General features: G+C 30.8%; 8 protein-coding genes. All 8 read right to left on the reverse strand.

Annotation, left to right across the window (positions count from 1 at the left end):
* Window positions 1-115 precede the first annotated feature (115 nt).
* The 8 genes from MKD41_RS09345 to MKD41_RS09380 all read right to left on the reverse strand — a co-directional run bounded on the left by MKD41_RS09345 (window position 116) and on the right by MKD41_RS09380 (window position 15,019).
* Entirely contained in the window at window positions 116-3,574 is a 3,459-nt protein-coding gene (locus tag MKD41_RS09345) for a hypothetical protein (protein ID WP_240242033.1), read from the reverse strand.
* 74 nt (window positions 3,575-3,648) lie between these two features.
* The gene (locus MKD41_RS09350; RefSeq protein WP_240242034.1) at window positions 3,649-4,959 is read right to left on the reverse strand and encodes a glycoside hydrolase family 2 TIM barrel-domain containing protein; all 1,311 of its coding nucleotides are present in this window, start codon (window positions 4,957-4,959) and stop codon (window positions 3,649-3,651) included.
* Between the two features lie 7 nt (window positions 4,960-4,966).
* Window positions 4,967-6,481, reverse strand: coding sequence for a sugar porter family MFS transporter (locus MKD41_RS09355; RefSeq protein ID WP_240242035.1), 1,515 nt, complete (start codon window positions 6,479-6,481; stop codon window positions 4,967-4,969).
* 45 nt (window positions 6,482-6,526) lie between these two features.
* Window positions 6,527-8,014, reverse strand: a complete 1,488-nt coding sequence (locus MKD41_RS09360; RefSeq protein WP_240242036.1) for a glycoside hydrolase family 30 protein — start codon at window positions 8,012-8,014, stop codon at window positions 6,527-6,529.
* A 30-nt stretch (window positions 8,015-8,044) separates the two neighbouring features.
* Window positions 8,045-9,163, reverse strand: coding sequence for a glycoside hydrolase family 16 protein (locus tag MKD41_RS09365; protein WP_240242037.1), 1,119 nt, complete (start codon window positions 9,161-9,163; stop codon window positions 8,045-8,047).
* Between the two features lie 86 nt (window positions 9,164-9,249).
* Window positions 9,250-10,050 carry a hypothetical protein gene (locus MKD41_RS09370; RefSeq protein WP_240242038.1) on the reverse strand — a complete coding sequence of 267 codons (801 nt, stop codon included), beginning with the start codon at window positions 10,048-10,050 and terminating at the stop codon, window positions 9,250-9,252.
* 27 nt (window positions 10,051-10,077) lie between these two features.
* On the reverse strand, window positions 10,078-11,787 hold the full coding sequence (locus MKD41_RS09375) for a RagB/SusD family nutrient uptake outer membrane protein (protein ID WP_240242039.1): 1,710 nt from the start codon (window positions 11,785-11,787) through the stop codon (window positions 10,078-10,080).
* 19 nt (window positions 11,788-11,806) lie between these two features.
* Complete coding sequence (locus MKD41_RS09380; protein ID WP_240242040.1) at window positions 11,807-15,019, reverse strand: SusC/RagA family TonB-linked outer membrane protein; 3,213 nt, start codon at window positions 15,017-15,019, stop codon at window positions 11,807-11,809.
* Between the last annotated feature and the right edge of the window lie 626 nt (window positions 15,020-15,645).

Consider the following 15,645-nt stretch of genomic DNA (forward strand, 5'->3'; position numbering starts at 1 on the left):
TCACATCTATACGCTATCTATTTTTCAAATAGCCATATTAAGCATTTTATAGAATGCTAAACTTTTTAACATGCTCGCTTTATTTTTAATTGTTTTATCCTCTACGTTTATTGACCTATTTTAAAATTAAAAAGACATGTATTTTTTTAATAACACCAGTTCTATTAAAAATATCTTCACTCATTTTTTTATCTAGTTCTAAGTTTTCAATAGTTAAAATAGTACCATCTTTTAATTCTACACTTAAACTATTTTTATCTGCTAATTGATAAACAATTGGAACTTGACAATATGTAAAGCATAATGAATTCTTAGTCAATTCAATTTCTTGCTCTTGTTGCGTTACATCTAAATATTTAAATTCACTATCTACACTTAAAAACTCTTTCTTATTTAAAAGATCTGCTTTAAATTGCAGTTTTCCTTCATTAACAACAACACCTAATTCTCCAAACCTACTTAAGATATCCTCTTTTACTTGCCCTGTCATTCCTGGTTGTTGTGCTCCTTTACCTGCTGGCGTATGAGAATATGGGTCTGTAGGAAATGCTCCATATAATTCTGGTGATTTATGCACTCCTATTCCTTTATTTATTAGGTAATAATGTGCTATTAGCTTATCAATAATTTCAGGATTTTCCTTAGCTTCAACAGCCTTTACACAAACTTCTTGTACAGCTAAAGCTAATTTTGAAACCATATGCCAATAAATAGAACCTAAACCTTCATAACCGAAAAATGTTCCAGATCTACCTGTAAACTCTTTATGATTAAAAATATCTTCAAAAACATTTAACAATTGTTTTTTATCCTCTTCTACTAAATTTTGATATGAATTTGGTAAAGAAGATAGTGCGCTTTTTAAACTATTAGCATTGTTGAAATTTCCATTAAAATGATAATTACCCTCACAATCTTTCTCTATAATTTGTGAATTGTTATCTTTTAAAAGTTGTTGAACTAGCTTAGAGCCTTCAATTTTATCTGCTGGAATATTATTTTTATCAACAAACCTAGAAAGTTCTTTATTTGGATATAATAAATAACTGTACTGATCTTTTCTGTATAAAGCACTCTTTTTTAAGCTATCTAAAAGTTTTAAACTATTTTCAGAAGAAATATAACCAGAACTTAATGCCGCAACCTGACCTTCTAACATTTCAGGTAAATAAGAAATGGAAATTTTATGATTAGTAATACTTATTAAGTTATAGCTATGGTATAAATTATCTTCTCTTTTGTTAGCATCAATAGAGTGTTCTAAAAATGCAATAGTATTTAAAATAAAGTTTTGCAAATCACTTTTTACAACAACGCTCTTATTGCTAGAAAAACCTTTTTTATAGATTGAAGCCCTATAATTTCCAGCAGCACTTCCAAGTTTATCTGCTATTTTTTTTCTATCCGAATCAGAAATTACACCTTCTAATAAACCTTTATTTTTTTCAAAAACACTTGCTAATTCACTTAAAAACAAAGCTAATTCTTCCGAAATTTCTACATCGGTTAAATTTGAATTTGAAACAATCTTATTAAAAAACTTTAAAAACCGTCTTAAATGATAAAGCGTAACCATTGAAACTCCATTACCTACAAGTGCATTGTTAGCATCGTTCCATTCTGGTCTTTGTGTATTTAACCAAATTCCAGCCTCAGGAATAAAGTTGGACACTTTCACTAAAACTGTTGCCAGTAATTTTTCAATAAGGTTTACTTTATAAATAGTATTGTTTTGATCTAAAAGCAAAGCACCATCAGCTCCAATTTGTGTTTTTCTTTCTCTAATTTTTTTATCTAAATCAAAATCAAAATCAATAGTATCTTTTGGGTTGCTTACAATATCCTCATAATTTTTAATTTTATAAGGCACATTGGCATACACAAAAATAGTTTCTTTAAAATATTGAGATATTTTTTTAGGATAATGTTTTTCAATAAATTCTAAAAATTTCAATAAGTAAATAAGCTGATGATCTCCCCAATACCCAATAAATGACCAAGGATCATCTGGCTCTACAATTTCCCAATCAAAACCACCTTTTGTTACACGGTAAGGATTATAACCTTCAAATGTTGTTGCATTTAAAAATTTAAAAATCATATTTTCAATAAAGGCAGGATAAGAATGAGCTAAAGCTTCCCAGTTTTGAAAAATATCTCTCCAATTACCTTCATAATCCAATATTTTTGATCCATCAATTTCACTTCTAGTATTTATAGAAAACTTATTCCAAGGTCTACTTGGATCTCCGTGTCTTCTACTAAATTTTAATGGAAGGTATTCAGTACAAAGTCTTTTAAAATCTAAATCATTATTTTGTTGTGATTTTTCCTGTAAAAATTTAAGCGAAAATACTTCAGGAAAATCATTTAAAATTAATTCTTGGTTCGTATAAACTTGCTTATTTGCATTTAAAATATACTTTTTAAAATCCTTTAATTCAATTGTGTAGTTTTCGTCAAAAATACCTCCACGCATATTGTTAAAAAGCACATTTGCAAAATGCCTAGTATCTCTTAAACTATCTTCAGTTACTTGTAGACCATCTGCATTACCCGTTAATTCAATTAAATTCTGGGTACCTAAATCAATATCTTTTTTGACTGAAATTAATAAGTCTTTTGGATTTTTTAATTGTTCTGATATGTTAACTATAGCAGAAGGACCTTGATTTACATTTGCTGCTAAAAACCAGCTTTGTACAGATTTAGAACGTAATTTAATTTCTGAACTAACAAAATAAGCTCCTTTTTCGGCTCTTATATCGTATTCTTGTTTAATTTTTTTCCCTTTTCTATACTTATCTAATTGTAATGAAGATATTAAATAAGTTGGATTTTCTAAGCCTATAGACCAAGCTATTGTTGCTTTTAAGGCTTCACTAGGCTCTGCTTTATCAACAATAACAGCGCTTAGTGCATAAATACCTAAACCAATATTTGCTTCTAATTCGCTTTTTTTATAAGCATCTACCAAATTACTTTTTCCATTTTGCATCTCAGCTTTTACGCCATAAGGCACAATATTTTGAAAGCCGTCTAGTACACTAATTTTTAAATCTTTATCAGAACTATTTATTAATGTAGATTTTTTCACAAAACCAAAAAGGTTACTAGAGCTCCACTGATACCTGAAAGTTAGCCCTAAATCTTTATTTTTTTCTTCGAAAATTATTTTATTCCCAAACCTATTTTTATATAAGTTTCGTTGTATTTTATAAATACCTTCATAATTATCTGAAAAAGGTTCCCAAAGTAAAATTTTCTTTTTTTTATGAATTTTAAAAATAGTTTTACTGCCTGTTATATTAGAAGATTCTGTTATTTTATCATCAGTATAATATGGAAATAAGGCATTATCGCTATCTTTTCTTCCTGCGGTTAAACCTCCGTTGCTTGCAATAAACATCCAATGGTTTGAATCGCTAACTATACTCATAAAAAAAGGTCTCATTGTATTACTATTGGAGATTTTGTAATACGTTTCTCCTTCAATAACTACAGTTGTACCTTTTACTTTTGTTTTTTTATTTAAAACTTTATTAGATCCTATGTAAACAGACTTATGACTCATTATCACTATTTTTAAAATAAAAACCTCTAAAAATTTATGTTTAAAGAGGTTTTTACAATTTACTTATTATGAACTCAATTAACTCTAAATGGAATATTAGCTGTTGCAGCATGTCCAAAACTATCTTCGGCATAAACAAACAACCTGTAAACACCACTTTCTGGGGCTTTAAAAGTAACTTTTCCTTCCTCTATATTTTCAAAATTAATTTCAATTGCTTCTGGACGCTCTTCATAATCTCCTCCATCTCCTAAATCTGTACTTTCTGGTAAAATTTCCCATTTATAATTTATAGGGTCATTTTCAAAATCATTAATTTTTAAAATAGCTTCATACGTTTTACCTTCTTCCAGATTCACATTTTCATAAGCTGTGCTGCCATTTAAGGTAAATGATACTATTTGAGGAGTTCTATTTTCTGGCCATTTATTATTCCAAATTTTATGCATTACATCAACTGACTCTGATTCTTTTCCATCTTCAAAAAATATTCCATACCAGGTAGGCGTTCTTTCTTGCTTGTTTCCCCAAAGAAAAACATACGATCCAATACATTGTAAAGTATCTGCTTCTATACCTCCTTTATATCTTTTTAAGTAATTTGCAGCTTTTAAAGTACTATTTTCTTCTATAGGAGCTCCCCATTCTGTTTTTGGCACTTCCCAATGTCCGGTTGCTCCCCATTCTGTAACCATATAAGGTTTTTCCCAACCAAATTCTTTTATAAGTTTCGGTAGATTAGGTAAATCGCCATACATTTGAACAGATAATATATCGATATCCGTACATCTTTCTTTAATTAAAGAAATCTCTTTTTGTGAAATTCCGGCTAAAGTAGTAGTTGTTAAATGATTTGGATCTATTTCATGAATCATTTTAGAAATATCATTTACAGCATTCCAAACTTTAGGATTTGTAGCTCTTAAATTTAGTTCGTTTCCAATTGCCCAAATCATTAAAGCAGGATGATCTTTTAGCTCTAAAACTTCCTTTCTAATATTTTCTAATTGTTCTTTTACAGCAACCTCATCATCATAATCAAATCCGTGACGTTCTCTGGCAACTTCAATACCCATAGTTACCATTAATCCATGTTTATAAGCTTCATCTAAAACCTCTTTACCACTTCTTTGTCCATTTTCTGTTCTCCAGGTTCTAAAAGAATTTCCGTTGTGTTTTGCCAACGCTTCAATATTACCAAACTCTAAACCTGCACCATCAATATAGAAAGGCTTATTGTTAACTAATAATTGATATTTACCATTTGTATTAGTTAATGTTACTTTTGCTGGTCCATCCATTGCTTCACTTTTATTTTTTGATTGCTCTGTTTTGCAACCATAAATTAATGAAATACAAAAAATAATTATTACTATATTTTTCATTTTTTTATTACGATCTAATTAATAATTCCTCTACTTCTTCTAATGTTTTCCCTTTTGTTTCAATTACAAATTTTAATACAAATAACAATGCTAAAATTGCCATACCTGCATAAATTGCAAAAGTAACTGTTGGACCTAAATTGGTAAGTTCCCATGGGAAGAATTGTGTTACAGTATAACTTACTAATGAATTAAAGAAACCTACTATTGAAATTGCAATTCCTTTTACGTTACCAGGGAAAATTTCTGATAACATTGTCCACATTACAGGTCCTAATGAAATTGCAAAAGCAGCTACATAAAGCAATATTGCAACTAATACTAAGGTTGCATTAATATTGATAAAGCTTTTTATTTCGTTTTGTTTAAACTCTGTAAATTGAACTTCATTTAATAATGGCTCAACATTTTCAAACAACTCATTTTGAGACACAAATGAAAGTCCATTTAATTCTGTTAATGCAGTTTTAATTTCTGGATTAGTAATTTCACCAATTGTTGCTTCATTAAAATTATATGTTGCTTCATTAAAAGCAAAAGTTGCCATTGACAAAGAAATTGCCATTGCAGAAGTACCAATTATTAAAAGTGGTTTTCTCCCTAATTTATCAATTAAATAAATAGCCACAAAAGTAAATACTAGATTTGTTAACCCAACAACTATTGCTTGTAAAAACGAAGCATCTGTACTTCCACCTGCTTGTTCAAAAATTGTTGGAGCATAATAAAATATAGCATTAATCCCTGTAATTTGTTGAAAAAATGCCAATCCAAAAGCTATAATTACAATCACACGCATTCTTTTACTAAAGAAATCTGCATACGTTCCTTTTTCTTCTTTTTTATCAATACCTCTTTGTACCTCATCTATTGTTTTTTGAGCAAACTCTTCACCTCCAATTTTTATTAAAGTACTTTTAGCAACAGCAACTTTCCCCAATTTTTGAATTAACCAACGTGGACTTTTCGGTATAAAAAACAGCGCTAAAAAGTAAATAACAGCTGGTATCGCTTCTACTCCTAGCATCCATCTCCAACTTTCAATTTCTATATCTTTTAAAAAATAATTAGAAAAATAAGCAACAGAAATACCTAAAACTATATTTAATTGATTTAATGAAACCAAACTACCTCTTAATTTTGGTGGTGCAATTTCAGCTATATAAATTGGTGCAATTAAAATAGCTCCTCCAACACCAACACCTCCAATTATTCTAGCAATAACAAATGAGATATAATTTGTTGCAAATGCAGACCACAATGCTGATACTGTAAATAATAAGGCTGTTAAAATTAATATTGTTTTTCTACCAAATTTATCGCTTAATGGGCCTGCTGTAATATTACCAGCCATGGCACCAAAAATCACACATCCAACAGAAAAACCAAGTTCCCAGTCAGTCATTTCAAAGTAAGTTCTTATACCGCTTACTGCTCCTGAAATTACTGCACTATCGAAACCTAATAAGAAGCCTCCCATGGCTACAATTAAACTTATTGATATTGTATATAATTTATTCATAATTAATAGTATTAGTTAGTTTTAGGCATTGAGGTAAGCTTAAATTTATTTCAACAATAATGTTTCTATAGCATGTGCAGGCATATCTAATGTCGCGGTTTTTGAACCAATAGTTACTGTATAAGTTAAAGGTTCGCTACTTTGGTTCATAGCAACAATAACAATACTTTTATCTTTATTTATAAATGCCGTAGTTAATAATTTGTTTGCACTAGACACACTAGAAATTCTTTTGGCTCCTGGTCTAATAAATTTTGAGAAATGACCAATATAATAGTATGAATTTGTAAAGTTAAGTTCACCTGTTCTAGTATCTCCATGGACTGGAGAAAAACATAAATTACCTACATGGTTTGGGCCTCCTGTTTCATCTAATAAAATATTCCAATCAGTCCAAGCAACAGTTCCATTATTAAAATCGTTGATCATTGATTTCCCATAACGTTCTGCTAATTTTGGATCTTCATTTACAATTCTACTTAAATTATAAGACTCTGTACAACCTTCTGTAAATATTAGATTTTTATCAGGATATGCCTCATGAACTTTAGCTACATTATCAAACATTGGAACTCCATCTTTCCAATCTTCATACCAATGAAAACCAATACCCCAGACATATTTTGAAGCATCTGGATCATTTAAAATAGTACTTGCTCTTTGAAATATTAAATCACGGTTATGATCCCAAACAATAATTTTTTTATCTCCTAAACCTTCATTTTCCAATGTTGGGCCTAAATGATTTTTCAAGAAATCACGTTCTTCTTCAGCTGTATAAATACAAGACTCCCAAATTTGAGTTGCCATTGGTTCATTCTGAATTGTTAATCCCCAAATTGGAACTCCTTCTTTTTCATAAGCTTTTATAAATTTAGCATAATATTTTGCCCATGATGCTGCAAACTCAGGTTTAAGTTTTCCACCATTTAACATATTATTATTTGTTTTCATAAAGGCTGGCGGACTCCAAGGACTCACATACATTTTTAATTTTCCTCCTGCTGCTGCAATTGCAGATTTAATAAATGGTAATCTAAATTCTTTATCGTGATCAATATTAAAGGTTTTTAGTTCAGCATCACCCTCTTCAATATATGTATAGCTTTCACTACCAAAATCACTACTATGTATAGTTGTTCTAGATAAAGAATATCCTATACCTTTATCTATACTGTAATAAGCTTCTAAAAATTTTGCCTGATTTTCTTTAGTTAATTTATAAAATGTTTCTGCTGCTGCATCTGTTAGTGATGCTCCAATACCTACAAAAGTTTGAAATTGTTTAGTAGGATCTACTAAAATAGAAGATTCTGTTTCTAAAGGTTGTTTAAACTCTGAAAATTCAATAGTACCAGTTGGTGTTAATTTAAATTCTGAATTATGAGCACTTGTAAATACTTGTAGTGTATTACCGTATTCTGTTATTTCTTCAGTTTCTATTTCTTTTACTGCAGCAGATTTTGTATTCTCTTTTTGAACGCATGCAGATAACCAAGTTATCAACGTAAATGCTATAAATAATTTTCTCATTACTATATTTTCTATTTTTTATACTTAATTTTATTGATAAACCCTTACATAATCTATTAACATACTAGATTCTGTAAAATCTGGATCTATCTCGAACCAACTCCCTCCCATAGCTACATTTAATATTATAAATTGATCGGCTGTAAATGGCCAAGTTTTATCGTTTTTTGTAGCTGGATTGTATGTATAAGTTACTTTATCATCAACTGAAAAAACAATTTCTTCATCGTCCCACTCTACAATATATACATGAAATTCATTAGAAACATCTTCCAATAATTGTGCGCCATGATTGGTTGTATTCCCATAGCTAGATGGTGTGTGCAAAGCACTTTGTACCGTACCATGGTTGTGTCCCCAATGCTCCATTATATCAATTTCACCACAAGCGGGCCAACCTACCGTATCTATATTAGCTCCTAGCATCCAAATTGCTGGCCAAGTTCCACTACCAAATGGCAACTTTGCTCTTACTTCTACTCTTCCATAAGTAAACTCAAATTTATCTTGAGTTAACATACGGGCTGAAGTATATTTTTCACCTTCATAATCTTCTTTAATTGCAGTAATTTTCAAAAAACCATCTTCAACAATAACATTTTCAGCTCTATCTGTATAATATTCTTTTTCACCGTTTCCCCAACCATTATCTCCAGTTCCAATATTATACCCCCATTTAGAATCGTCTGGACTTCCATCAATATCAAATTCATCAAAGAAAATCAAATTATCAAATGGTGCACGCTGTACTGTTATTTTAATTTGTTGAAATGTATTTATAGTATCACCTGTTTTAGAAAAAGCAATTACTGAAACAATATAATTATTTGTACCTCTATCGGTATACTGATACTCTACAGAGCCTGATGTATTGGTAATTTCATCTCCATTACCAAATTTAAATTCATATTTTATGGCATCTGTGGCAGAAGCTGTACAATAAACAACTCCCGTACCATCACCGTTAGGATTTTCTGAATCTAAACCAACAATATCGATAGTTAATAAAAGATTTGAAGGAGTGATAACTTCAGGATCTATTACAGAATCAAGAGAGCTATCATCTCCTTCACTTCCACAAGAAATAATAATTATCAGTATTAATCCTACTAAAACATTTAACTTACTATTTTTAATAAAGTCTAACATGTTAACTAATTTATTAGATACTATTAAAGAGTTAAAACAACTGTTTTTAGAAAACTCGATAATTAATTATTCTTCTATTTTAATATTTATTCAGCTTTAAAAACCCAAGTCCAACCAGTACCACCAGCATTGTTAGATAAATACAGTACCATTTGATCTTCTGTTAATGAAACTATATCGTAAATTCCTTCTGGATTTCCTCTTGGTTCTTCAGCTCCTAATATATTACTACCTATTATTTGTAATTTCTGATTTGCAACATCTAATACAAAGCTACCTGCTTCACCTGTTCCTGAAGAAGCATCTGCATAATAAGTAAAGTTAGCTGCTCCATCTAAATCGAAATGCATTTTACCTGCTGCATCTACAGGCGGACAACAATCTCCTCCTGCATTCCACCAAGCACCCCAAGCGCCATCTTTATTTCCTGGAGCAGACATAAACCACCACATTCTACCATCTGGATTTGGACCTCCATCAAACACCCAAGTTTTTCCTCCAACTGTATCTTCACTTACCAAATTATACCAATCGTGATCTAATTCGTGATCTAATTGATCTACTTGAACATCTATAGTTTTTGTAAAAAACTCTTTTCCTAATGTACCTGTAAACGTAAAAGTAGCAGTTCCTGGTATTGGATAAACAAATGTAATTTTATCTGTTAGTGCTTGACCTAAATTATAATCCCAATATCCATTAATACCTGGAGTTACAAGATCTAAAGTAATTTCATTTCCACCTGGAGTACTCTGTGTAGCTGAAAGTTCCACTCCGGCAACATCTGTAGTATTTTCCAGTACATCTTCGTCAACTATTGGTTCACAAGCTGTTAATATCAACAGCAGTGAAGCAATAAAAAAACCTATTATTTTATTAATTTTCATATTTTTAAGTTTATAAGTTTATAATTATTACCAGCCTGGGTTTTGTTGGTAAACTCCATTACTTAAACGTACTTCCGTTTCTGGTATTGGAACCAATCCTTTTGTTTCTGATCTATAATTTACACTATAGGTCGCTGGAATCCCTGAATTGGTAACATCTATAGTACCATTAAAAGCAGTTTCTACATCTCCCCATCTTACAAGGTCGAACCAACGTAAACCTTCAAATGCTAATTCGTGTAAACGTTCTTGTTTTATAGCATCTAATGAATATCCTACTGCTGGTAAACCTGCTCTTGCTCTCACTGCATTCATACCATCAGCTGTTCCTGTAATTTCTGAGTGCATTAATAATACATCAGCAAAACGCATAAATATAAAGTCTTGAGCGTGCATTAATTGCATATCTGTGTTTGACCAATCGTATAATTGTACAAACATACCTACTACAGTTCCTTCCTCATCTGGATATTGGATAGATGAATACTTCTTATTAAATAAGCCTGTTTCGTGATCTCCCTTACCAGCTTCATAAGCTGCTGTTCCTTGGGTTGTATCTCTTGGATCTAATATTGATCCTTGTTTTCTAGGATCTGCATCATCCCAATTGTTATATAATGTTGGATTTACTGTACACCATCCCCAACCTTGACCAAAAGGAGTCATTGAATTATCTCTTATTCCTGAGTATAAAACATATCTATTTGTATAACTGTTTCCATTACTCCAACCCCAATCTCCAAATGAAAATCTTTGCACAAACATTGTTTCATAATTTCCTGTACCAAAAGTTGGTGAGTGACCATCTTGACCTACCCAAGATAGACCTTCAGTTTCAGCCCAAGGTAAAACAGTACTTCCTGCAGATTGATTTACATAAGAATATGGCCATAAATTTCTAAAATCACTTGCTAAAGCATAACCGCTATTTTGAATACAATCCTCTAAATATGCTGATACATCTGATGCACTTAATGAACCTCCATCTGCTAATGGTAAATCGCTTGTAGCTTGCCCTTCTATGTTGGTCATATAACCTGTATAGTACAAGTAAGCTCTTCCTAAATATGCTTGTGCCACCCATTTATTAGCGTGTCCATACTCTGATGTAGGAATTTCCGTAAATGATTTATCAGGCATAGTTTCTATTGCTAACTTTAAATCTGATGCTATTTGAGCATAAGTTTCTGTATAAGTAGCTCTTGCTACATCTTTTGGATCATCGATTGCTATAATTAAAGGTACTCCTCCAAAAAACTTAGCCAATCTGAAGTAAAAGAAAGCTCTCATAAACAAAGCTTCTCCAATAGCTTGATTTTTAAATTCTTCTGCTTCTTCTGTACTAGCAAAAAATGTAGAAAAATCAGCTGTAGCAGTTTTTTCAATTATGGCATTAGCTCTTGCAATACCGTTATAAGATTGTGTCCACATATCTCTATACGTATCTTCATCAGGATCTTCGAAATTATCAACATATTTTGCTGATTTATCGTCTGGTCCCCCACCTCCTAACATCATATCTGATAATAGATTGGCAGCTACAGTTTCTTCACTATGAACACCAGGTGTATAAATTGCATTATATACTCCAGCCATAGCTTCTTCAATATCTGTTGGTGTGCTATAATAAGTATCTAAACTTTTACCGTAAAGGTTATCAGTATCTAGAAACTTATCACCACAACTTGTTGTAATAACCATTGTGACAATAGCTATAAAATATTTTAGTTTTTTCATAATTTACTTTATTTAAATTTTAAAAATCAAGACTTAGTCCAAACATTACTGTTCTAGATTGTGGATATAATCCTAAGTCTATTCCTGATGCCCAATCTGAATCATGTCCAAATCTAACTTCTGGATCCATTCCATCATATTTAGTGAATGTATATAAGTTGCTTATTGCTGCATATACTTTTAAGTTTGTAATTGCTGCATAATCCTCAAACATATCTCCAAACTCATAACCTACTGTTAAGTTGTTAATTCTTAAATAATCTGCATCGTGTATAAAAATATCTGAAATTAAATTTGTATTTCTATTTGATGTAGAACTTAAACGTGGTAATGTATTTGAAGTTCCTTCACCATGCCAACGATCAAAAATATCTGAAGTGTAGTTTTGATCAAAACGGTCAGCAAAAGAACGGTATGATTGCATTACTTGCATTCCAAATTTTCCTGAGAAAGTAACATTTGCATATACTTTTTTGTAAGATGCATTTAATTGTAATCCCATTTCAAAATCTGGATTTGGATTTCCTATGTAGGTTTTATCTCCTTCATCTATAACACCATCTTGATTTAAATCTACAAAACGGACATCTCCTGGGCGTTGATCTGCAAAATATGGATCACCGCTTGGTGTAACATAAGCATCTACTTCATCTTGATTTTGTAAAATACCATCTGTTGTATATCCGTAGAAAAAACCTATTGGTTGACCTACTTCTACTCTTGATACAGCTGCAGTACCTTGAGATAATACACTACTTGATCCTTGTATTATTCCATCTGAATTTGCAATTCTTGTTACTTCATTTTTATTATGAGCTCCCGTTAATGTAACTCCATAATTAAAATCCCCTAAATTCTCTTTCCAATTTAATACAAGCTCAATACCCGTATTTTCAACGTCTCCTCCATTTACAAAAGGTGGGTTAGCACCTGAAGTTCCTAAAATTGGTGATTCTAACAACCAGTCTTTTGTTGTTTTTTTATACCAATCAAATGTTACTCCTAATCTCGAGTCAAAAAATTCTGTATCAAAACCAATATTTAATTGTTCTGATGTTTCCCATTTCACATCTGGATTTGTTACACGTTCTGGGTAAGATGTTACCCCTGATACTGGTTTAGTATCTCCAAAGAAATATCCTGGAAAAACATACGCAATTTGAGATGAGTAAATAAAATTTGGAATGGATTGATTACCATTTTGCCCCCAACTTACACGAAGCTTAGCAAAATCTAATGCATCTACTTTATCTTCCATAAAGTCTTCACTTGTTAAAACCCAACCTGCTGATACTGATGGGAAAGTACCCCATCTGTTTCCTTCAGCGAAATTAGAAGATCCATCTGCACGAACTGTTGCTGAGAATAAATATTTTTCTTTGTAATCATATTGTGCTCTTGCGATATACGATAATAATCCTCCACCACCTGCGGCCCAATCTGCACCCCAAGTATTAATTTCATTAATAGAAGAAGGACTCTCTGTGTTATTTATATAAGCATAGTTTGGATCTCCTGGAAATAATAAATTACTTCTTGAACCACCAACTTCAGTATTTAACTGATTTTTATACAACTCAGTACCTACTAAAACATTTAATTTGTGATCTCCAAATTGACGATCATAAGATGCTGTGGTAGTCCAAGTCCAATTACTTCCTAAGTATTGACTTTGTGAAGCTCCATCTATTTTGTCTTCATACAATAAACCTAAACCATAAGTTGGATTCATTGATCTGCTGTGTCCAAACCAAGAATCAATACCGTAAGAAGTTCTTATTTTTAAATCTTTTATTGGTTCTATTTCTAAATATACATTTCCAATAATTTTATTTGATTTACTATAATTATAGTTTGATCTGTAATACATAACCGCCAATGGGTTTGTTTGATCATTTGCCAATCCGTCTAATGATGGGCTAAATCCAAATGGGTCAATATTACTATCTATAGATTGTTGCCAATAAGCAGGTTGTAATGGATTATGCACTAATGCATTATGCAAGTCATTATAATAAATATTTCCTGTAGCTACTGCTCTATTTTTTGTATTGGTATAAGTAAAGTTTTCTCCTATAGTAATAATATTATGTTCATCATTTTTTTTCAATACCATTTCTGTATTTAACCTTGTTGTGAATCTCTCAAATCCAGCATCTATAATATCACCACCAATAACTCCTTCTTGATCTAAATATGAAGCTCCTAATGAATACGTCATATTATCAGTACCTCCTGTTATATTAATAGCATGACTTTGTATTATTGCATCTTCTTTAGTCATTTCATCTACCCAATTGGTTCCTTCCCAACCATTTTCTAGGTCGTTCCAAATTTCTTCTCCATATTGAGTTCCTAAACCTGGATAATTTGAATTTAACCAAGCGTTATTTTTTAAAATTGCCTCCCAATCGTTTGGTTCTAAACCATCATTTACACGACCTTCATCCATTATGTACATATATTCTTGTGCATTTAATGGATCTAAGTTTTTGTAAGTATTTTGAATTCCATAATAAGTATCGTAACTAATTTTTGCAGGACTTCCTTTACGTCCTTTAATAGTAGTTACTAACACTACTCCGTTGGCAGCACGTGATCCATAAATTGCAGCAGATGCTGCATCTTTTAAAACATCAATAGATTGAATATCTGATGAGTTTAAATAATCAATATCACCTACAGCAACTCCATCAACAATGTACAAAGGATTAGAATTACCAATAGTACCTAATCCACGAATGGTTACTTTTGTACCTGCTCCAGGTTGACCATCGTTTCTAGTAATACTAACTCCGGCTGTTGTTCCTTGTAATGCCTCCATAGCTGTTCCAGTATTTAAAGAAGCAATATCTTCTCCTTTTACATTAACACCAGCTCCGGTTATTAAGGTTTTCTTTTGAACTCCGTAACCTACTACGACTACTTCGTCTAAACTTTGTAAATCTTCAGAAAGTACTACATTAATAGTAGTTTCATTATTGATTACAATTTCTTTGTTTACAAAACCAATATAAGAAAAAACAAGTACCTGTCCTTTCTCTACATTAGTTATTGTAAAATTTCCATCAAAATCTGTAGAAGCACCATTTGTTGTGTTTTTTACAAGTACAGAAACACCTGGTAAAGGCATTCCATTTGTGTCAACTACATTTCCTTTTATTTCTTTGTTTTGTGAATATCCTAAGATACTTCCAAAACTGAGAAAAATTAATAATAAAAATGATTTCATATATATTGATAATTAAGTTTACATAAAACTACACTTAATTTCATTTCATTTTTAAAAAGCCACCTATACAAAAAACATACATATAGCCAGCAACACAGCATTAATATACTATAGTTTACGATTAAAATAGAACTATTATTATTGGTTTTATAAGGGTCTAAGAGGATTTAACGTTAAAATAAAAAGTCTTAAAAAAACGTTAATAAATCCTAACTAAAACCTTGTAGTTAGCATAATGTTGTGGTAATGTTGAGGTAAATTTTAAAACTGTAGCGTAATTTATAGTCTTAAAATTTAGGCTACAATATATATATTCATCAGATTTGACTTATTAATGTAAAAATTTTACAATTATTTATAAAAATAATAACTTCATTTTAGCAATAATTAAATTAAAAATACTTTCACTAATAACTTATAGAGCTTTAAAAAAATATCTACCTTAAAAATTAGCTTCTTATTTTAAGTTGTACAAAAATAGATTCCTTACTTTTTATAGGTTGATTAAATCTATACTTGCAATAGAAATACATAAAAAAAGAATTAACTAAGTTATATTAGACTAATGTAAAAAATTAGTCTAAAACTATTAAAAAAGCTAAAACCCTTCATTTTAAAATAAATAA

This window comes from Lutibacter sp. A64, from assembly GCF_022429565.1.
In the GTDB taxonomy this organism is placed as follows: Bacteria; Bacteroidota; Bacteroidia; order Flavobacteriales; family Flavobacteriaceae; genus Lutibacter.